The sequence below is a fragment of the Herbaspirillum sp. VT-16-41 genome, from assembly GCF_001994935.1.
Classification (GTDB): Bacteria; Pseudomonadota; Gammaproteobacteria; order Burkholderiales; family Burkholderiaceae_D; genus Herbaspirillum; species Herbaspirillum frisingense.
Window position 1 is genome coordinate 45,805 of sequence record NZ_MUXB01000114.1, and the last position, 18,639, is coordinate 64,443.

Consider the following 18,639-nt stretch of genomic DNA (forward strand, 5'->3'; position numbering starts at 1 on the left):
TCCCGTTTCCCCAGTCTTGGCGACCGGCCCGTGCCGGACGCTTTCATTTCGTTCTACAGGAAAAACCATGAAACGCATTGTTCTCTTCCTCGTTACCAACCTGGCCGTGATGCTGGTCCTGAGCGTCACAGCCAGTCTGCTCGGGGTGAATCGCTACCTCACCGCCAATGGCCTCAACTTCGGCATGCTGCTGGTGTTCTGCGGCCTGATGGGGTTTGGTGGCTCCTTCATTTCGCTGTTCATGTCCAAGACCATCGCCAAGTGGTCGACCGGTGCGCGCGTGATCGAGCAACCGCAGAATTCCACCGAACTGTGGCTGCTGCAGACCGTCCAGACCCTGGCCGCCCGCGCCCAGTTACCGATGCCCGAAGTGGCGGTCTATGACGGCCCGCCCAATGCCTTCGCCACGGGTGCCAGCAAGAGCAATTCGCTGGTGGCGGTGTCTACCGGCCTGCTGCAGGGCATGACCAAGGACGAAGTGGAAGCCGTGCTGGCCCATGAAGTGGCGCACATCGCCAATGGTGACATGGTGACGCTGACCCTGATCCAGGGCGTGGTCAATACCTTCGTGATGTTCTTTGCCCGCATCGTCGGCTACTTCGTCGACTCCTTCCTGCGTCGCAACAACGAAGAAAATTCCGGCCCTGGCATCGCCTACATGGTGACCGTCTTCGTCTGCGAGATCGTGTTCGGCATCCTGGCCAGCGTCATCGTCATGTACTTCTCGCGTCAGCGCGAGTATCGCGCCGATGCCGGTGCCGCCACGCTCATGGGTTCCCGCGCGCCGATGATCAATGCCCTGCGTCGCCTGGGTGGCCTGCAATCCGACGGTCTGCCGCAGAACCTGCAGGCGTCCGGCATTTCGGGGCGTGAGGCCTGGCTGGGGCTGTTTTCCAGCCATCCGCCGCTGGAGTCGCGCATCGCCGCCCTCCAGGCAGCCCGCTGATCGCCACGGCGCAGTGACCGCAGGCGGCGGACCAGTGGCGTCGCGCCAAGCGCCGCAGTTCGCCGCCGTGGTCGGCCAACGGCCATGTTAGTCTTTGCGTGGTCGTCGGTGTCCTTCGTGCTTTATCTGCAGTCATCTCCATCAATTTCATCCACACAGAAAGGAACCCTGACTGATGCCCCATCACACCCCCCTGATTGCCACCATTGTCGCAGGCCTGGTGCTGGCCTTTATCTTCGGCACCCTGGCCCATCGTCTGAAAATGCCGCCGCTGATCGGTTATCTGGTCGCTGGTATCGCCATCGGCCCCTTTACTCCCGGTTTCGTGGGCGATGCCGACCTGGCCCAGGAGCTGGCCGAGATCGGGGTGATCCTGCTGATGTTCGGAGTGGGGCTGCACTTCTCGCTCAAGGACTTGCTGTCGGTCAAGAACATCGCCATCCCCGGGGCGGTCGCGCAGATCGCCATTGCGACCTTGCTGGGCATGGGCATGGGGTGGGTGCTGGGATGGCCGGTGGGTGAAGGTTTCCTGTTCGGCCTGGCCTTGTCGGTGGCCAGTACCGTGGTGCTGCTCAAGGCCCTGCAGGAGCGGCGTCTGGTGGAGACGCAGCGTGGGCGTATCGCAGTCGGTTGGTTGATCGTCGAAGACATTGCCATGGTGCTGGCGCTGGTACTGATCCCGGCGCTGTCGGGCATCCTCGGCGGCAAGGGCGAGGCCCTGAGCGGCAATGCGGTGCTGCTGACGCTGGGGATCACCCTGGGCAAGGTGGTGGCCTTCGTGGCGGTGATGCTCATCGTCGGTCGTCGCGTCATTCCCTGGATCCTGGAGCGCATTGCCGATACCGGTTCGCGCGAACTGTTTCGGCTGGCAGTGCTGGCCATTGCGCTGGGCTTCGCATTGGGTTCGGCCTATGTGTTCGGTGTTTCCTTCGCGCTGGGGGCTTTCTTCGCCGGCATGATCCTGTCCGAATCCGAGTTGAGCCATCGCGCCGCCGAGGAATCCCTGCCGCTGCGTGACGCCTTCTCGGTGCTGTTCTTCGTTTCGGTCGGCATGCTGTTCGATCCCTCCATCCTGGTGCGCGAGCCCTTGCTGGTGCTGGCGACGGTGTTCATCATCGTGGTCGGCAAGTCGCTGGCGGCATTGATGATCGTGCGGGTCTTCGGACACCCGAATTCGACCGCCCTGACGATCTCGGCCAGCCTGGCGCAGATCGGTGAATTTTCCTTCATCCTGGCAACGCTGGGCCTGTCGCTGGACCTGCTCTCGCCGATGGCTCGCGACCTGATCCTGGGCGGCGCCATCCTCTCCATCCTGCTCAATCCGCTGCTGTTCTCGCTGCTGGATCGCTACGAGGCACGCCAGCCCAAGGAGCCAGACGCCGACAATGTGCCACCGACCGTCGACCTGCAGGATCATGTGGTGCTGGTCGGCTATGGCCGGGTGGGGCGCGGCATCGGCGAGCAGCTGCGTGCCCAGGGGCGGCCCTTTGTGGTCATCGAGGCGCAACGGGAAAACCTGGATGCCCTGCGCAGTGCCGGTGTGCCGGCCCTGTATGGCAATGCCGCCCAGAGCGAACTGTTGAAGGCGGCCGCCGTGGACCGCGCACGCTGGTTGCTGGTGGCCATTCCCGAGGTATTCGAGGCCGGCCAGGTGATCGAGAATGCGCTGGAGCTGAACGCCGGGCTGCAGGTCGTGGCGCGGGCCCATTCGGATGCCGAGATCGAGCACCTGGAAAAACATGGTGCCCAGCGCGTCATCATGGGGGAACGCGAAATCGCCCGGGGCATGCTCGACATGGTGGGGCAGGGCGCCTGACGGTTCAGCTATCGCGTCGATGGCCTGCAGCAATTTTCCATGCGTGCTAAAGTCGCGGCTGCTGCTGTGGCGGGCTCCCTGCCCGCTGCGCAGCAACAAGTTCTCGGGGCGGGGCGAAACTCCCCACCGGCGGTAATCAGGCGAGGTCACCCGACCTCGTCTGTAGCCCGCGAGCGCCCGGCCTGCCATCGCGGCGGGACGGGGTCAGCAGACCCGGTGTGATCCCGGGGCCGACGGTCATAGTCCGGATGAAAGAGAACGGAGTGTCCGGCATGGCAGCCCTGCGCGAGCAGTCTGCCTGCGGCCGCGCATTCCAACGCCCTGTTTAATCATCGAACAGGAGTCCTGAACCATGTCGCAATCGCATCTTTCTGCAGTGTCTTCCCACCACGGTCAACGTATCGCCTTCATCCAGGCTTGCTGGCACAAGGATATCGTCGACCAGTGCCGTATCGCCTTCACCGCGGAAATGGCCGCACTCGGCTGGCCGAGCAGCAGCATCGATTTCTTCGAACTGCCTGGCGCCTTCGAAATTCCCCTGCATGCCAAGGTCTTGGCCAAGACCGGCAAGTATGCCGGCATCGTCGCCAGCGGCCTGGTGGTCGATGGCGGCATCTACCGTCACGACTTCGTGGCACAGTCGGTCATTTCGGCGCTGATGCAGGTGCAGCTTGATACCGAAGTGCCGGTCTTTTCGGCCGTCTTGACCCCGCATCACTTCCATTCCCATAGCGAGCACCATCAGTACTTCCACGAGCATTTCCTGGTCAAGGGCAAGGAAGCGGCACAGGCTTGCGCCACCACCGTGGCCAAGCTGGCGGAGGTGCGGGCTGCCGAGGCTGCGCGGCATAGCCTGAACGCGGCCTGAACGTGGGCTGCGAGCGGCCTGAATGAGGTCGGCTAGGCACGCAGGCGGCTCGCGCAGGGGGTGGGGGAATTCAAATCCCCGTTCACATTTTGCTTAACGATTGTGAAGCATTTGCTTACAACCCTTACGGCTTTGGCCTAGAGTTGTCAGGATTGGCGGGCTATATTCACGCTACGTAATCCAGAACAACGAGGAGCTATCGTGAAAAAGTCGATTCCCCTGATGGCCGGCCTGGCCGTCTTCGCTGCCGTAGCCGGCCTGTCGGCCGCTCCGGCCATGGCCGGGCATGTCTCGATCGGCGTGAACATCGGCGTGCCGGGCGCCTACGTGGCTCCGCAGCCGGTCTACGTGCAGCCTGCACCGGTGTACGCACCGCCGCCGCCAGTCTATGTCCGCCCGGCTCCGGTCTATTACGGTCCGCCGCCGGTCTATGTGGCGCCGGGGTATTACCGTGGGCACCATCATCGTCACTGGCATCGTCCGCCACCGCCTCCAGGCTACTGGCATCGTTGATGTCGGGGGCGGGCGGTACCTGGTGATGCCAGGTGTGCCGGCGAAAAAAATGGCGGCCGAGGCCGCCATTGTCGTATCCGCGATGTGAACCTCACGCAGGAGTGGTAAGCCTCTCGATTGAGCCCGGCTTACTTCTTGGCCGGGGCGGCTTCGTCGTCGACGTCCACCAGCAGATAGCGCTCTGCCGCGCCGAAGAAGCGATCGTAGAAATCGGGCGAGCGGATGGTCTCGCTGGAGACGCGCACCATGGAGTCGTCGCTGGCAGCGAAGGGCATCGACACCGAGCCCAGCACGCTGACCCCGAGGCTGGCTGAACTGTTGCTCTTCTTGATGCCGTAGCCATCCTGGGTAGCGCTGGCAAACATGGTCGAACTCTTGCCGTTGCCATTGGAGGCGCAGACGACGTGAAAAGCGATTTCCATGTGCTTGTCGCTGGCCGGCTGGAAGCTCTTGTTGCCATCCATGGTGTTGTCGGTAGAGCGGCTGATGACATAGCCCTGGCCCAGCAACGCACGGCGCGCGGCCTCGCAGACGGCCTTTTCGCTACCGGGGAAGCTGCGCGAGAAGGCGCTGGTATCGCTGAATTCTTCCTGGTGGTAGAAGGCGGTCTTGCCGGTGGAGCAGGCGGTCAGTCCAAGGGCGAGGACCAGGGTGAGCGGGACATAAACACACGGGCGCGACATGCAGCTAATCTCCGGCGACAGAAAATGGTGGCTGAATTGTAAAGGATTCGCCTGACGCAGGGTTTGGGCAGATGGTAAAGATCGGTAACAGAAGGCTTATCACCTAATGAGAACAGATGTGAAGAGGTTCGCAAGTCCCTGGCGTGAAGGTAAAATCACTTGTGAAATTGCCTGACTGAAAGTATCTTTAGGTGAGTCAAGAAAGTGGCGTTCGGGAGTGGTCTTCCATCGGGACGATCATGAATCTGCGCAGCGAGCTGGGCAAATTCGCATACGGCCTCGTCAAGGATAATGGATAAAAATCAGAAAGCGGAATTGGCGCGCATCCAGAGGGAACTGGTGGATGCACACAATAAGGCTGCGTGGCAAATGGCTGCCACGATCATCAAGGCTTCGCTGGTCAAGAATGGCATGGATCAGCCGCCCACCGCGGCTGAACTGGCCGACCTCAACGCCACCATCACCAATCTGCGCAGCGTGGCCGAGGATGCGCTGGAGTTGCTCAAGCGCTGACCGGTGACCAGAGACGAGGGCAATACAAGCTCGTCCGGCTATGCCGATCACGGGGCATGCCACACCAGGAAAAATTCGTAGCAGGAAATCGATAACTGAAGATGGAAGCGAAGAACCGGCACGACGTGCTGTCATCGCGTTCTTCTGGTGCCTGAGGCCGGGGTCGAACCGGCACGCTCCCTTCCGGGTAGGCGGCGGATTTTAAGTCCGCTGTGTCTACCAATTTCACCACTCAGGCATGAGGATACCGGCGAGGGTCGCCGGAAAAGGGACGCATTATAGCAGCGACTTGCGCAGCTTCATCTGTTTTTTGCTGGGGAAAAGGCAGGATGTCCTGATCATCCTTGCAGCGCGGCGCGCGCTCCGGTTTGGTCCTGCCATGCAGAGCGTTTTAAGTCCATGGGGCAGTCCATTTCCGGGTGATAAATCGGTTCGGGATAGTAGAATGACGACTTCTTTCACCAGAAAGCCGTCATCATGACTGAAGCCGTAGTCAAGACAGTGCAATGCATCTCGCCCGCCGGGCTGCATACCATGGCCTACAAGGAGTGGGGCGATGCCCGCAATCCCAATGTGCTGGTGTGCGTGCACGGGGTGACCCGGGTCTCCGACGATTTCGATCGCATGGCCCGTGAGCTCTGCGATACCTATCGCGTGATCTGCCCCGACGTAGTCGGTCGCGGTCGCTCAGGGCGCCTGGCCAATCCGCAGTTCTATACGGTGCCGCAGTACGTCAGCGACATGGTCACCTTGCTGGCGCGGGCCGATGCCGAGATCGTGGACTGGTTCGGTACTTCGATGGGCGGGCTGATCGGCATGGTACTGGCCTCGCTGCCAGGCAATCCGATCCGACGCCTGGTGCTCAACGATATCGGCCCCTCCATCAATGGCGCGGCGCTGGCGCGCATCGGTGACTACATCGGCCAGGATGTACGTTTCGACAGTTTCGAGGAAGCTGCGCAGTACATTCGTACCATCTCGGCCAGCTTTGGCCATCACAGTGATGAAGAGTGGCACAAGCTGGCCAGGGACGTGCTGCGCCAGAATGAGGATGGCAAGTGGGTGCGCCATTACGATCTGGCGCTGGCGGTGCCGTTCAAGCTGACCACGCCGGAAGCGGCCAGTGCCGCCGAGCAGATGCTGTGGGCTGCCTATGACGCCATCACCTGCCCGACGCTGCTGGTGCGCGGCGCCCAGTCCGATCTGCTGCTGCCCGAAGTGGCGCAGGAGATGACCCGTCGTGGCCCCCAGGCCAGGCTGGTGGAATTCCCCGAGGTCGGCCATGCGCCGACCTTCATGCATGCCCCGCAAATCGAGGTGGCGCGTCAGTTCCTGCTGGGTTGAGCATTCGATCCGGTAGATTTTTTCATATGCTGGCTCCTGCTGAGCCGGCTTACCTATAAGGAAAATCCCATGCCCATTCAACGCCTGCACGTCGGCAAGCGCCTCTCCGAAGTGGCCATCCACAACGGCACCGTCTACCTGGCCGGCCAGATCGCCGAAGACGCCACCCAGAACATCGAAGGCCAGACCCGTGAAGTGCTGGGCCATATCGACCGCCTGCTGGCCGAGGCCGGCAGCGACAAGACCAAGATCCTGTCGTGCCAGATTTTCCTGTCCGATGTGAAGGATTTTGCTGGCATGAATTCGGTCTGGGACGAATGGGTCGCCCCCGGCAACGCGCCGCCGCGCGCCACCGTCGAAGCCAAGCTGGCCCGTCCTGAACTGCTGGTGGAAATCATCATCGTCGCCGCACAGAAGTAATCGTTTATGGTTTCGGTAGCAAGTACACAGGGCGAAGGCCTGGCGGCGATCACCGCCGGCCTCGCCCCCGAGGATGTGACGCGGGTCGAGCAGGCGCTGGCCGAGCTCGAACCGTTGTATGCCGACAGGCAGATCCTGTCCGGGCAGAACGCCTTGCAATTCGCGGTTTCCGTGGCCACCGTGCTGACGGCGCTCAATGTCGATGCGGCTACGCGTATCGCCGGCCTGGCCTTCGAGGCGCAGATGCTGCATCCGGAGCTGGAAGAAAAGCTGGAAGAGCGCTTCGGCAAGGAGATCGCCGAGCTGGTGGGTAACGTGCGCCAGTTGATGCGCTTCCATAGCCTCAGCTTCCAGCCGCAGAACCAGGAGGTCCTGCGCGGCAAGAACGCCGCCCAGCAGGCGGCTGCCCAGGTGGAAACACTGCGCAAGATGCTCCTGGCCATGGCCACCGACATGCGGGCGGTGCTGGTGCGCCTGGCCTCCCGCGTGGCGACCTTACGCTACTTTGCCGAAACCAAGCAGGAGAACGAGGCCAGTGCCCAGTATGCGCGACAGACCTTCGACCTCTATGCGCCGCTGGCCAACCGCCTGGGCATCTGGCAGCTGAAGTGGGAGCTGGAGGATCTGTCGTTCCGCTTCCTGGAGCCGCAGACCTACAAGCGCATCGCCAAGATGCTGGAAGAAAAGCGCCTGGAGCGCGAAGCCTTCGTGGCCAGTGCCATTGCGCGCCTGCGCTCGGAAATGGCGGCCCAGGACATCCGGGCCGAGGTCAGTGGCCGGCCCAAGCACATCTACAGCATCTGGAACAAGATGCGCGGCAAGTCGATCGACTTTTCCGAGCTCTACGATGTGCGCGCCTTCCGGGTCATCGTCGACGACGTCAAGACCTGCTACGCGGTGCTGGGCATCGTGCACGATATCTGGACTCCGATTCCCGAAGAGTTCGACGACTACATCTCCCGTCCCAAGCAGAACGGCTACCAGTCCCTGCACACGGTGGTATTGGCCGAGGACGGTCGCGCCCTGGAAGTGCAGATCCGCACGCACGAGATGCATCACTTCGCCGAGTACGGGGTGGCGGCCCACTGGCGTTACAAGGAAAGCGGCGGCTCCAATTTCTCGGCACAGAAATACGACGAGAAGATTGCCTGGTTGCGTCAGCTTCTGGCCTGGAAAAATGAAGTCACCGACGCCGTCGTGGATCAGGAAGAGGTTCGCCGTGACTGGGTGCAAAAGCTCAAGTCGGCCACGCTGGATGAGCGCATCTACGTGCTCACGCCGCAGGCGAGGGTGATCGAGCTGCCCAGCGGCGCCACGCCGATCGACTTCGCCTATCACCTGCACAGCGATGTCGGCCATCGCTGCCGCGGCGCCCGCGTAGACGGGGTCATGGTGCCGTTGAATACGGTGCTCAAGAATGGTCAGACGGTGGAGATCATCACGGCCAAGAGCGGCGCCGGTGTCGGGCCGTCGCGCGATTGGCTGAGCCCTGGTTATGCCGCCAGCTCACGCACCCGTTCCAAGATCCGCGCCTGGTTCAATGCCATCGAGCAGCAGGAAACCCTGTCGGTCGGTCGCGGCCTGCTGGAAAAGACCCTGCAGCGCGAGGGCAAGACGGCTGTCAACCTGGAAGAGCTGGCGCAGAAGCTGGGCTTTGCCAAGGTGGACGACCTGTGCCTGTCGTTGGCCAAGGAAGAGTTCAGCCTGCGTCATGTCGAGCAGGCTTTGCATGAAGGCCAGGACAAGAAGCCCGAGATCGATGACGAGGCGCTGATTACCCGCAAGAGTCGCGCTTCCAGCATCGTGCAGGGTGCCAAGTCCGGCGTGCTGGTGGTCGGCACCGATGGTTTGCTGACGCAACTGGCGCGCTGCTGCAAGCCGGCGCCGCCGGATGTGATTGCCGGCTTCGTCACGCGCGGCAAGGGAGTGTCGATCCATCGGGTGAACTGCAAGAATTTCGCCGAGATGGCCTCGCATGCGCCCGAGCGGGTGATCCAGACCACCTGGGGTGCCCCGGCGCGGGATACGGTCTATCCGGTCGATATCTTCGTGCTGGCCAGTGATCGTCAGGGTCTGCTGCGCGATATCTCCGATATCTTCCTGCGTGACAAGATCAATGTGATCGGGGTGAGCACGCAAAGCGTGAAGGGGCATGCACGCATGGCCTTTACCGCCGAGATCGGTTCGACCGAACAATTGCAGAAAGCCCTGACGGTGATCCGCGATGTGAAGGGTGTGATCGAGGCCAAGCGACAATAGGGGAGGGCGAGCAGGGAAGGATTGCGGGGTAGGGGGTGGCAGGAGGTATGGAAATTATTTTAATTTTTCATCATTTACCTCTTGGCAAATTTTGAAAAGCCTCCTATACTCTCGCTTCTTCGTTAGGCGCGTAGCTCAGCTGGTTAGAGCACTACCTTGACATGGTAGGGGTCGTTGGTTCGAGTCCAATCGTGCCTACCAATCTTTCTTCCCTTTTGGGGGTGTTGGGTTGGGGCGAAGCCAACTGAAAAGGAGGCGCATTCTTGGCTTCCTTTTTTGTTTTCTCATCGGTAATTCTTCGATAGGCGCGTAGCTCAGCTGGTTAGAGCACTACCTTGACATGGTAGGGGTCGTTGGTTCGAGTCCAATCGTGCCTACCAATTCTTCTGTTGCAGTATCGAACGGGTGAGTTGGCGAAGATAAAAACGCAAAAGGAAGCGCATCGGCGGCTTCCTTTTTTGTTTTGTGGCCCCGCATTGACATCTCCCATTGTTCCCGTCTTTCTTTCCCGTATTGCGGGAGATTTGGGGTATGGCTGTTACGCTGTTTGGGCATAGCAGGGCGGAAGAGGGTGTTTTTACGTGTTTGCGTGACATATGTTTCGCGAAAGCATCTAAAAATGCTTTACACTTGCGTCGAATTTTTTGTGAGTTTGCTCCTCAAACTCATATTCTCTACGGATGAACGAATTTTCCTATGGCAGCAGATGATCAGTATTTCCTCGTGGTTGATGACTTTTCGACGATGCGTCGTATTGTCAGTGGCCTGCTGAAGGAACTTGAATACACCAAGATGGCGGAGGCTGACGACGGTACGTCCGCCCTGAAAATCCTGGAAGCAGGTGCCATGCCGATCACGTTCGTGTTGACTGACTGGAACATGCCTGGCATGGATGGCCTGACGCTGCTCAAGAAGATTCGCGCCACGCCATCCATGGCGCATCTGCCGGTGCTGATGATCACGGCCGAAGCCAAGAAGGAAAACATTGTCGAGGCCGCGCAGTCGGGCGCCGATGGTTATATCGTCAAGCCCTTCAATGCGGCGACGCTGAAGGACAAGATCGAGAAGATCCTGGCGCGACGCGCCAGCCTGGCCAAGGCCTGAGGCTGGTAGGTGGTCGGTGAGCAAAAAACGGCATCTGCGGATGCCGTTTTTGTTTTTTGGTGCGGAGGATGGAGGGGCGGGATTCAGGCCAGGCCGAAGTAGCGGGCCACATCGCCGCGCGTCCAGGATTTGATGACATCTCCGTCAAGTAGTACGCGGTACTCCTCATGGCGCTCGCCGTTCTCCAGTTCCACGGTGCGACTCTGCAGGGTGTATTCCCGGTTGTTGATCACGGTCTGGTGCTCGGTGTGATTTTTCTGGTCCGACATGATGCTGGCCTCCCTCTATGGACTTGGATGCTAGCACGGTGGCGCCCCTCTGCGTACGCTGTGGCAAGGGTAAGTTGTGTCGATGGTCGAGGGAATTTGCTATAATAGCTAGCTACGGTCGAGGTCACCTGTCAGTGGCGGCCTCCCGAATATCGATTCATTCCAATCTGTAAGAGCGAGAAAGGCAATCCGGTTATGACACCGCGAACTACCACCGAGGTTTTCACGCGACGCTAGTCGGGTTCTTTTTCGTCCTTTGAAAAAGCGCGGCTGGTCCGCGTTTTTTTTCGTCCGTTTTTTCGCCATTTTCCTTGGCGACCCTCTTTTACCCTCAATAGGCAAGGCAGTCACGCTGCCGACATGGAGTGCACAATGGTTTCAGTTCGTCTTCCCGATGGTTCGCAACGCCAGTTCGACAACCCGGTCACGGTAGCGCAGGTCGCCGCCAACATCGGCACCGGTCTGGCCAAGGCAGCCCTGGCTGGCCGCGTCGATGGCAAGCTGGTCGATACTTCCTACCTGATCGACAAGGATGCCGAGCTGGCCATCATCACCGACAAGGATCCCGATGGCCTGGAGGTGATCCGTCACTCCACCGCCCACTTGCTGGCATACGCGGTCAAGGAGTTGTTCCCGGACGCCCAGGTCACCATCGGCCCGGTCATCGACAACGGTTTCTACTACGACTTCTCGTACAAGCGCCCCTTCACTCCGGAAGACCTGCAGGCCATCGAAAAGAAGATGGCGGAGCTGGTCAAGAAGGATGAGCCGGTGACCCGCAAGGTGTTGCCGCGCGACGAGGCAGTGGCCTATTTCAAGTCCATCGGCGAAGCCTACAAGGCCGAGATCATCGCTTCCATTCCGCAGAACGAGGATGTCTCGCTCTACACCGAGGGCAGCTTCACCGACCTGTGCCGTGGCCCGCACGTGCCCTCCACCGGCAAGCTCAAGGTATTCAAGCTGATGAAGCTGGCCGGTGCCTACTGGCGCGGGGACTCCAACAACGAGATGCTGCAGCGGGTCTATGGCACCGCCTGGGCCAAGAAGGAAGACCAGGAAGCCTACCTGCACATGCTGGAAGAGGCGGAAAAGCGCGATCACCGCAAGCTGGGCCGTGCGCTGGACCTGTTCCACTTCCAGGATGAGGCGCCGGGCCTGATCTTCTGGCATCCCAAGGGCTGGACCATCTGGCAGCAGGTCGAGCAATACATGCGTCGCGTCTACCAGGACAACGGCTATCAGGAAGTGAAGGCGCCGCAGATCCTGGATCGCTCGCTGTGGGAAAAGACTGGTCACTGGGAAAACTATCGTGAAAACATGTTCACGACCGAGTCGGAAAACCGAGCCTACGCGCTCAAGCCGATGAACTGCCCGGGCCACATCCAGATCTTCAACTCCGGTCTGCACAGCTATCGCGACCTGCCACTGCGCTACGGCGAATTCGGCCAGTGCCATCGCAACGAGCCCTCGGGCGCGCTGCACGGGATGATGCGCGTGCGCGGCTTCACCCAGGACGATGGTCACATCTTCTGTACCGAAGACCAGATCCAGGAGGAAGTGGCTGCCTTCAACCGCGTGGTGCGCGAAGTCTACGATTGCTTCGGTTTCAAGGAAGTGGCGGTGAAGCTTGCCCTGCGCCCGGAAAAGCGCATTGGTGCCGAGGAAGTCTGGGACAAGGCCGAGAACGCCCTGCGCGAAGCCATCCGCGCCTCCGGTTCGGAGTGGGAAGAGCTGCCGGGTGAGGGCGCTTTCTATGGTCCCAAGATCGAATACCACCTGAAGGACTCCATCGGTCGCTCCTGGCAATGCGGCACCATGCAGGTGGACTTCTCCATGCCGGCCCGTCTGGGCGCCGAGTATGTCACTGAAGACAACAACCGCAAGGTGCCCGTGATGTTGCACCGGGCCATCGTCGGTTCGCTGGAGCGTTTCATCGCCATCCTGATCGAAAACCACGCCGGCGCGATGCCTTTGTGGCTGGCGCCAACACAAGTTGTCATCCTGAATATTTCCGACGCGCAAGCGGATTATGTGCAAAACGTTGCACAAACGCTGAAAAAACAAGGGTTTAGGGTCGAGACCGATTTGCGCAACGAAAAGATTACCTATAAAATACGGCAGCATTCTATTCAGAAGCCGCCCTATATCCTGGTTGTCGGCGATAAAGAACGGGATGCAAACACTGTGGCCGTGCGTGCGCGGGGCAATGTCGATCTGGGCGTCATGTCCATCGACACCTTGGTGGAGCGCCTCAAGGATGAGGTTGCCACCAAAGCCTGAGTCGGGGAAGCCTAGGGCTTCCTCCCAGCGCAAGAGCACGGCTTAATTTATTGGATTTTAAAAGGAAACTGCAATAGCTACTGACAAGTCGCATCGCCTCAACCGCGAGATCACTGCGCCGGAAGTACGCCTTTCGGGTGTTGAAAACGAGCCTCTGGGCATCGTCAGCCTGGCTGAAGCCTTACGTCTTTCCGAGGAGGCTGAAGTCGATCTGGTCGAGATTGCGCCGACCGCGCAACCTCCCGTCTGCCGCCTGATGGACTACGGCAAGTTCAAGTACCAGGAGCAGAAGAAGGCGCACGAGGCCAAGCTCAAGCAGAAGGTCATCCAGGTCAAGGAAGTCAAGTTCCGCCCGGGTACCGATGATGGCGATTACAACATCAAGCTGCGCAACCTCACCAAGTTCCTGGAAGACGGTGACAAGACCAAGATCACCCTGCGTTTCCGCGGCCGTGAAATGGCTCACCAGGAAATCGGCATGCGTGTGCTGGAGCGTCTGAAGGCAGACCTGGAACCTTACGGCCAGGTCGAGCAGTTTCCCAAGATGGAAGGTCGCCAGATGATCATGGTGCTGGCGCCCAAGAAAAAGAAGTAAATCTTTTTCTGTTGTTCAGTCTCAAGCAGTTAGCCGTATCAGGACGACATCTCTCCGGTGTCGTCCATGCCGCGAAAGCCGCGGCAGCGTAAGGCCGACAAAGGATTTGCAAGGCGCAGGCGACTGCGCTGGGCAAAAGCAGCGGGATTACCCGCTGTCAAATAAGTGAGAGCAGGCATCAAAGAGCAGCGAGTATTTGCTGCCACCTGCAATCATCAAAAAATGGAGCTGTCCGGAAGGACAGAGTTGCTATGCCTAAGATGAAATCGAAGAGCAGCGCGAAGAAACGTTTTCGCGTGCGCCCGGGCGGTACCGTCAAGCGCGGTCAAGCCTTCAAGCGTCACATCCTGACCAAGAAGACCACCAAGAACAAGCGTCAACTGCGCGGTACCGAGGGCGTCCATGAGACGAACCTGAATTCCGTTCGCGCAATGCTGCCGTTCGCTTAACCTCACCATACACTAAGGAGCTACTATGCCTAGAGTCAAACGTGGGGTAACAGCACGTGCCCGCCACAAGAAAGTCCTCGCACTCGCCAAGGGTTACCGCGGCCGTCGCAAAAACGTCTACCGTATCGCCAAGCAAGCAGTCATGCGCGCTGGTCAGTACGCGTACCGTGACCGTCGTAACAAGAAGCGCGTGTTCCGCGCACTGTGGATCGCCCGTATCAACGCCGCTGCGCGTTCGCACGGCGTGACCTACAGCGTGTTCATGAACGGCCTGAAGAAGGCTGCGATCGAACTGGATCGTAAGGTCCTGGCCGATATGGCTGTCACCGACAAGGCTGCATTCGCTGCCATCGTCAACCAGGTGAAGGCCAACATCGCTGCCGCCTAAATCGACAGCGCATGTGCGGTAGCCGGCCGCAACATCCACGACGCAAGTCAGACGAGCAGCCGGCGCTGCAAAATCCTGCGGGGCAGAGGTGTCACACCGATGCCCCGTATGTTTTTGATCCACGGTTTCGTGGATTTTTTTCCTTTTCGACTTCGTCGTCGGATTTTCGATTGGAGCGAGACTTACCGCATGAATCCCCTAGACCAACTCCTGGGCCAACTGGTCACGCAGGCGCAGGCTGATTTCGCCGCCGCGCCGGACGCCGCCGCACTGGAAAACGCCAAGGCCAAGTACCTCGGCAAGACCGGCCAGATCACCGAGCAGATGAAGGGGCTGGGCAAGCTGGCGCCGGAAGAGCGCAAGGTACAAGGGGCGATCATCAACGTCGCCAAGGAACAGATCGAAAACGCACTGACCGCACGCCGTGATGCTCTGGTCAATGCCCAGATGCAGGCGCGCCTGAATGCGGAAGCCATCGACGTCACCCTGCCTGGTCGTGGTCGCGGCGTGGGTGGTATCCATCCGGTGATGCGCTCCTGGCAGCGCGTCGAGGAAATCTTCCGTTCCATCGGCTTCGATGTCGCCGACGGTCCCGAGATCGAGACCGACTGGACCAATTTCACCGCATTGAACAGCCCCGAAAATCACCCGGCGCGCTCGATGCAGGACACCTTCTACATCGAAGGTCACGATACCCAGGGCAAGCCCCTGCTGCTGCGTACTCACACCAGCCCGATGCAGGTGCGCTACGCCCGCATGAACAAGCCCCCCATCAAGGTCATTGCCCCGGGCCGCACCTACCGCGTGGACAGCGATGCCACCCACTCGCCGATGTTCCACCAGGTCGAAGGCCTGTGGATCGCCGAGGACATCAGCTTCGCCGACTTGAAGGGCGTCTACCTCAACTTCGTCAAGGCCTTTTTCGAGACCGACGACCTGCAGGTACGTTTCCGTCCTTCCTATTTCCCCTTCACCGAACCCTCGGCCGAGATCGACATCGCCTTCGGTAGCGGTCCCCTCAAGGGGCGCTGGCTGGAAGTCTCCGGTGCCGGCCAGGTGCATCCCACCGTGGTGCGCAACATGGGGCTGGACCCCGAGCAGTACATCGGTTTCGCGTTCGGCTCCGGCCTTGAGCGCCTGACCATGCTGCGCTATGGCATCAATGACCTGCGCCTGTTCTACGAAGGCGACCTGCGCTTCCTGAAGCAATTCAATTAATCCGATCAAGAAGGGCGCCGCGCCATGTCGCGACGCGCCTCTGGCTGATAGCTGAAAGTCTGAATCATGCAATTCTCTGAAAACTGGCTGCGTACCATGGTCAATCCGACCATGACCTCGGATGAACTGTCGCATCTGCTGACCATGTCCGGCCTGGAAGTCGAGGAAGTCGAACCGGTCGCGCCCCCCTTCACCAATGTGGTGGTGGGTGAAGTGCTGGAAGTGACCAAGCACCCGGATGCGGATCGCCTGAACGTATGCCGCGTCAACGTGCACACCGGCACCATCCTCAACATCGTCTGCGGCGCGCCCAACGTGCGTGCCGGCCTGAAGGTGCCTTGCGCGATGGTAGGCGCGGTGCTGCCCCCGGGCGCCGATGGCAAGCCCTTCGAAATCAAGGTCGGCAAGCTGCGCGGCGTGGAATCGCAGGGCATGCTGTGCTCCGCGCGCGAACTGAAACTGTCGGAAGATCACGGCGGCCTGCTGGAACTGCCGGACGATGCACCGGTGGGTCAGAATTTCCGCGACTACCTGCAATTGAACGATCTGAAGTTCACCATCAAGCTCACCCCCAACAAGGCGGACTGCCTGTCGGTGCTGGGCGTGGCGCGTGAAGTGTCGGCCCTGACCGGGACGCCCCTGAAGGCGCCGGTATATCAGGCGGCGGCGGTCAATCTCGACGAGAAACTGCCCGTGCGCATTTCCGCGCCTGAGTTGTGCGGCCGTTTCGCCGGCCGCGTCATCCGTGGCCTCAATGCCAAGGCAGCCACGCCGCAATGGATGAAGCAGCGCCTGGAGCGCAGTGGTCAGCGCTCGATTTCTGCACTGGTGGATATCTCCAACTACGTGATGCTGGAGCTGGGTCGTCCCTCGCACGTGTTCGACCTGGACAAGATCCATGGCGGCCTGGATGTGCGCTGGGGGCGCAAGGGCGAATCGCTCAAGCTCCTCAACGGCAATACCGTGGAAGTCGATGAGTGGGTGGGCGTGATCTCCGACGACAAGGAAATCGAATCCCTGGCCGGTATCATGGGCGGCGACGCCACTGCAGTCTCGCTGGAGACCAGCAACATCTACCTGGAAGCCGCCTTCTGGTTCCCGCAGGCGATCCAGGGCCGGGCACGTCGCTACAACTTCTCCACCGATGCGGCGCATCGCTTCGAACGTGGTGTCGACTTCGCCACCGTGGTCGATCACATCGAACGCATTACTGCGCTGCTGCTGGAAATCTGCGGCACCAGTGACACCCGCGTCGGCCCCATCGACGACCAGATCGTCAACCTGCCCAAGCGCGAGCCTGTCGCGCTGCGCACTGCGCGTGCAGCCAAGGTGATCGGCGTGGAGATCACCGATGAGATGGTCTCGGACATCTTCAAGCGCCTGGGCCTGTCCTTCGACTATCAGCCTGGCCTGTTCTCGGTCACGCCGCCGTCCTATCGCTTCGACATCGAGATCGAGGAAGACCTGATCGAGGAAGTCGCGCGCGTCTATGGCTTCGAGAACATCCCGGCGCTGCCGCCGGTGGCCGCCAATGCCATGCGCATCGCGCCCGAGAACACCCGCTCGCTGTTCGCCATCCGGCGTCTGCTGGCGGACCAGGACTACCAGGAAGTGGTCAATTTCAGCTTCGTCGATAGCGCCTGGGAAGCCGACTTCGGCGGCAACGCCGATCCGATCAAGCTGCTCAACCCCATTGCCAGCCAGATGAGCGTCATGCGCTCTTCGCTGATCGCCGGGCTGGTGGCCAACGCACGCTACAACGTCAACCGCAAGGCGTCGCGCATCCGCGTCTTCGAAGCCGGTGCGATCTTCCGCAAGAATGCCGATATCACCGATGGCCCGCTGTCAGTGGCCGGTTTCGAGCAGCCCAAGCGCGTGGCCGCTCTGGCCTACGGCCCGGTGGCCGACGAACAATGGGGCCAGCCCAGCCGCAACGTCGATTACTTCGACGTCAAGGCCGATCTGGAAGCCTTGTTCGCACCGCGCACCTTGCGTTTCGTGAAAGCAGAACACCCAGCGCTGCACCCCGGCCGTACTGCCCACGTGCTGCTGGGCGAGCAGGTCATCGGCGTGATCGGCGAACTGCATCCGAAGTGGCAGCAGAAGTACGAGCTGCCGTTGGCACCGGTGGTCTTCGAAGTCGATGCCGATGCTCTGCAGCAGCGGGACCTGCCGGTCTACACCGAGATTTCCAAATTCCCGGCCGTCAGCCGTGATATCGCACTGGTGGTCAAGCAGTCGATTGGCGCCCAGCAATTGCTCGATGTTTTCGCTGCCGAGAAAGAGGCCAACCCCGCATGCGCCATCTTGCAAGCCCTTGTTTTATTTGATGAATATCAAGGCAAGGGTCTGGAAGGCGACGAAAAAAGTCTTGCGTTCCGCTGCACCTTGCAAGATACTCAAAACACCCTTCAGGATGACAAGGTCGACCTTGCCGTGAGTGCGCTGGTGGCCGCTGCGGGCAGCAGGCTTGGCGCCAGGTTGCGTGCCTGACGTGATGTCCGAGAGCGAAAATAATTACAGACCGGAATCGGTTGAGGCCCAGTCATTCATCGCCATGAACAACGTGAATTCGAACGAATTTCAATCCGTGCTGGACGCCGACCTGCATCGCGCCGTGATGGAATCGCAGGCACGCTCGCAGGCCGACAAGAACCTGCCGACTCTGACCAAGGCCGAGCTGGCCGAACTTTTGTTCGAGCAGGTCGGTCTGAACAAGCGCGAAGCCAAGGACATGGTGGAAACCTTCTTCGACGAGATCCGCAACGCGCTTGAGCGTGGTGAGGCCGTCAAGCTTTCCGGCTTCGGTAATTTCCAGCTGCGCGACAAGCCGCAACGGCCTGGCCGCAATCCCAAGACAGGCGAGGAAATCCCGATCACGGCGCGCCGCGTCGTGACCTTCCATGCCAGCCAGAAATTGAAGGAAATGGTGGAACTCTCCAGCGGTAGCACCGTTGAAATGTCCGTCTAATCT

General features: G+C 60.4%; 18 protein-coding genes, 3 tRNA genes and 1 riboswitch. Of the genes, 18 read left to right on the forward strand and 3 right to left on the reverse strand.

Annotation, left to right across the window (positions count from 1 at the left end; all coding sequences use genetic code 11):
- Positions 1–67 precede the first annotated feature (67 nt).
- The 4 genes from htpX to BTM36_RS15495 all read left to right on the forward strand — a co-directional run bounded on the left by htpX (position 68) and on the right by BTM36_RS15495 (position 4,143).
- Positions 68–946: a protease HtpX gene (gene htpX / locus BTM36_RS15480; protein ID WP_006465599.1), complete on the forward strand. Its 879-nt coding sequence runs from the start codon at positions 68–70 to the stop codon at positions 944–946.
- Between the two features lie 175 nt (positions 947–1,121).
- Positions 1,122–2,762 carry a YbaL family putative K(+) efflux transporter gene (ybaL, locus tag BTM36_RS15485; RefSeq protein ID WP_077236999.1) on the forward strand — a complete coding sequence of 547 codons (1,641 nt, stop codon included), beginning with the start codon at positions 1,122–1,124 and terminating at the stop codon, positions 2,760–2,762.
- Between the two features lie 95 nt (positions 2,763–2,857).
- Positions 2,858–3,026, forward strand: a riboswitch (FMN riboswitch).
- 88 nt (positions 3,027–3,114) lie between these two features.
- Entirely contained in the window at positions 3,115–3,630 is a 516-nt protein-coding gene (locus BTM36_RS15490) for a 6,7-dimethyl-8-ribityllumazine synthase (protein WP_006465597.1), read from the forward strand.
- A gap of 201 nt (positions 3,631–3,831) precedes the next feature.
- A complete protein-coding gene (locus tag BTM36_RS15495; RefSeq protein WP_006465596.1) occupies positions 3,832–4,143 on the forward strand; it encodes a hypothetical protein in 312 nt (103 codons plus the stop codon).
- Between the two features lie 128 nt (positions 4,144–4,271).
- Here the strand turns inward: BTM36_RS15495 and BTM36_RS15500 are convergent, their stop codons facing one another.
- Entirely contained in the window at positions 4,272–4,826 is a 555-nt protein-coding gene (locus tag BTM36_RS15500) for a DUF2242 domain-containing protein (RefSeq protein ID WP_006712670.1), read from the reverse strand.
- A 369-nt stretch (positions 4,827–5,195) separates the two neighbouring features.
- On the opposite strand from BTM36_RS15500, the gene BTM36_RS29040 reads away from it, so the two are divergent.
- Positions 5,196–5,339 carry a hypothetical protein gene (locus BTM36_RS29040; RefSeq protein ID WP_233207655.1) on the forward strand — a complete coding sequence of 48 codons (144 nt, stop codon included), beginning with the start codon at positions 5,196–5,198 and terminating at the stop codon, positions 5,337–5,339.
- A gap of 145 nt (positions 5,340–5,484) precedes the next feature.
- Here the strand turns inward: BTM36_RS29040 and BTM36_RS15510 are convergent.
- A tRNA-Leu gene (locus tag BTM36_RS15510) sits at positions 5,485–5,577 on the reverse strand.
- A 239-nt stretch (positions 5,578–5,816) separates the two neighbouring features.
- On the opposite strand from BTM36_RS15510, the gene BTM36_RS15515 reads away from it, so the two are divergent.
- From BTM36_RS15515 to BTM36_RS15540, 6 genes are all read left to right on the forward strand, one after another.
- Positions 5,817–6,683 carry an alpha/beta fold hydrolase gene (locus tag BTM36_RS15515; RefSeq protein WP_077237001.1) on the forward strand — a complete coding sequence of 289 codons (867 nt, stop codon included), beginning with the start codon at positions 5,817–5,819 and terminating at the stop codon, positions 6,681–6,683.
- 69 nt (positions 6,684–6,752) lie between these two features.
- Positions 6,753–7,103 (forward strand): RidA family protein, encoded by a 351-nt coding sequence (locus BTM36_RS15520; protein WP_006712677.1) that lies wholly within the window; start codon positions 6,753–6,755, stop codon positions 7,101–7,103.
- Positions 7,104–7,109: 6 nt separating this feature from the next.
- Complete coding sequence (locus BTM36_RS15525; RefSeq protein WP_006712679.1) at positions 7,110–9,362, forward strand: bifunctional (p)ppGpp synthetase/guanosine-3',5'-bis(diphosphate) 3'-pyrophosphohydrolase; 2,253 nt, start codon at positions 7,110–7,112, stop codon at positions 9,360–9,362.
- A gap of 124 nt (positions 9,363–9,486) precedes the next feature.
- Positions 9,487–9,563 (forward strand) — tRNA-Val (locus tag BTM36_RS15530).
- A gap of 102 nt (positions 9,564–9,665) precedes the next feature.
- Positions 9,666–9,742: transfer RNA gene (locus BTM36_RS15535), tRNA-Val, on the forward strand.
- A 316-nt stretch (positions 9,743–10,058) separates the two neighbouring features.
- Positions 10,059–10,466 carry a response regulator gene (locus tag BTM36_RS15540; protein ID WP_006712681.1) on the forward strand — a complete coding sequence of 136 codons (408 nt, stop codon included), beginning with the start codon at positions 10,059–10,061 and terminating at the stop codon, positions 10,464–10,466.
- An 83-nt stretch (positions 10,467–10,549) separates the two neighbouring features.
- Here the strand turns inward: BTM36_RS15540 and BTM36_RS15545 are convergent, their stop codons facing one another.
- A complete protein-coding gene (locus tag BTM36_RS15545; RefSeq protein WP_006712683.1) occupies positions 10,550–10,735 on the reverse strand; it encodes a hypothetical protein in 186 nt (61 codons plus the stop codon).
- A 372-nt stretch (positions 10,736–11,107) separates the two neighbouring features.
- Here BTM36_RS15545 and thrS point away from each other — a divergent pair, with 372 nt between their 5' ends.
- The 7 genes from thrS (at position 11,108) to BTM36_RS15580 (ending at position 18,636) form a co-directional block, all read left to right on the forward strand.
- Positions 11,108–13,015: a threonine--tRNA ligase gene (gene thrS, locus BTM36_RS15550; protein WP_077237002.1), complete on the forward strand. Its 1,908-nt coding sequence runs from the start codon at positions 11,108–11,110 to the stop codon at positions 13,013–13,015.
- 73 nt (positions 13,016–13,088) lie between these two features.
- The gene (gene infC / locus BTM36_RS15555; protein ID WP_077237003.1) at positions 13,089–13,610 is read left to right on the forward strand and encodes a translation initiation factor IF-3; all 522 of its coding nucleotides are present in this window, start codon (positions 13,089–13,091) and stop codon (positions 13,608–13,610) included.
- 251 nt (positions 13,611–13,861) lie between these two features.
- Positions 13,862–14,059: a 50S ribosomal protein L35 gene (gene rpmI, locus BTM36_RS15560; RefSeq protein ID WP_006712688.1), complete on the forward strand. Its 198-nt coding sequence runs from the start codon at positions 13,862–13,864 to the stop codon at positions 14,057–14,059.
- Positions 14,060–14,084: 25 nt separating this feature from the next.
- Positions 14,085–14,447: a 50S ribosomal protein L20 gene (rplT, locus tag BTM36_RS15565; RefSeq protein WP_006712690.1), complete on the forward strand. Its 363-nt coding sequence runs from the start codon at positions 14,085–14,087 to the stop codon at positions 14,445–14,447.
- 189 nt (positions 14,448–14,636) lie between these two features.
- Complete coding sequence (gene pheS, locus BTM36_RS15570; RefSeq protein ID WP_077237004.1) at positions 14,637–15,665, forward strand: phenylalanine--tRNA ligase subunit alpha; 1,029 nt, start codon at positions 14,637–14,639, stop codon at positions 15,663–15,665.
- A 66-nt stretch (positions 15,666–15,731) separates the two neighbouring features.
- Complete coding sequence (gene pheT / locus BTM36_RS15575; RefSeq protein WP_077237005.1) at positions 15,732–18,158, forward strand: phenylalanine--tRNA ligase subunit beta; 2,427 nt, start codon at positions 15,732–15,734, stop codon at positions 18,156–18,158.
- 64 nt (positions 18,159–18,222) lie between these two features.
- Positions 18,223–18,636, forward strand: a complete 414-nt coding sequence (locus tag BTM36_RS15580) for an integration host factor subunit alpha (protein WP_077237224.1) — start codon at positions 18,223–18,225, stop codon at positions 18,634–18,636.
- Positions 18,637–18,639: the final 3 nt, after the last annotated feature.

Bases quoted from the DNA above. Each gene is read 5' to 3' on its own strand.
- BTM36_RS15525 (WP_006712679.1), top strand. From the start codon at position 7,110: ATGGTTTCGGTAGCAAGTACACAGGGCGAAGGCCTGGCGGCGATCACC.
- BTM36_RS15490 (WP_006465597.1), top strand. From the start codon at position 3,115: ATGTCGCAATCGCATCTTTCTGCAGTGTCTTCCCACCACGGTCAACGT.
- rplT (WP_006712690.1), top strand. From the start codon at position 14,085: ATGCCTAGAGTCAAACGTGGGGTAACAGCACGTGCCCGCCACAAGAAA.
- rpmI (WP_006712688.1), top strand. From the start codon at position 13,862: ATGCCTAAGATGAAATCGAAGAGCAGCGCGAAGAAACGTTTTCGCGTG.
- BTM36_RS15540 (WP_006712681.1), top strand. From the start codon at position 10,059: ATGGCAGCAGATGATCAGTATTTCCTCGTGGTTGATGACTTTTCGACG.
- BTM36_RS15500 (WP_006712670.1), bottom strand. From the start codon at position 4,826: ATGTCGCGCCCGTGTGTTTATGTCCCGCTCACCCTGGTCCTCGCCCTT.
- BTM36_RS15520 (WP_006712677.1), top strand. From the start codon at position 6,753: ATGCCCATTCAACGCCTGCACGTCGGCAAGCGCCTCTCCGAAGTGGCC.
- BTM36_RS15580 (WP_077237224.1), top strand. From the start codon at position 18,223: ATGAACAACGTGAATTCGAACGAATTTCAATCCGTGCTGGACGCCGAC.
- pheT (WP_077237005.1), top strand. From the start codon at position 15,732: ATGCAATTCTCTGAAAACTGGCTGCGTACCATGGTCAATCCGACCATG.
- BTM36_RS15515 (WP_077237001.1), top strand. From the start codon at position 5,817: ATGACTGAAGCCGTAGTCAAGACAGTGCAATGCATCTCGCCCGCCGGG.
- BTM36_RS15545 (WP_006712683.1), bottom strand. From the start codon at position 10,735: ATGTCGGACCAGAAAAATCACACCGAGCACCAGACCGTGATCAACAAC.
- htpX (WP_006465599.1), top strand. From the start codon at position 68: ATGAAACGCATTGTTCTCTTCCTCGTTACCAACCTGGCCGTGATGCTG.
- pheS (WP_077237004.1), top strand. From the start codon at position 14,637: ATGAATCCCCTAGACCAACTCCTGGGCCAACTGGTCACGCAGGCGCAG.
- ybaL (WP_077236999.1), top strand. From the start codon at position 1,122: ATGCCCCATCACACCCCCCTGATTGCCACCATTGTCGCAGGCCTGGTG.
- BTM36_RS29040 (WP_233207655.1), top strand. From the start codon at position 5,196: ATGGCTGCCACGATCATCAAGGCTTCGCTGGTCAAGAATGGCATGGAT.
- thrS (WP_077237002.1), top strand. From the start codon at position 11,108: ATGGTTTCAGTTCGTCTTCCCGATGGTTCGCAACGCCAGTTCGACAAC.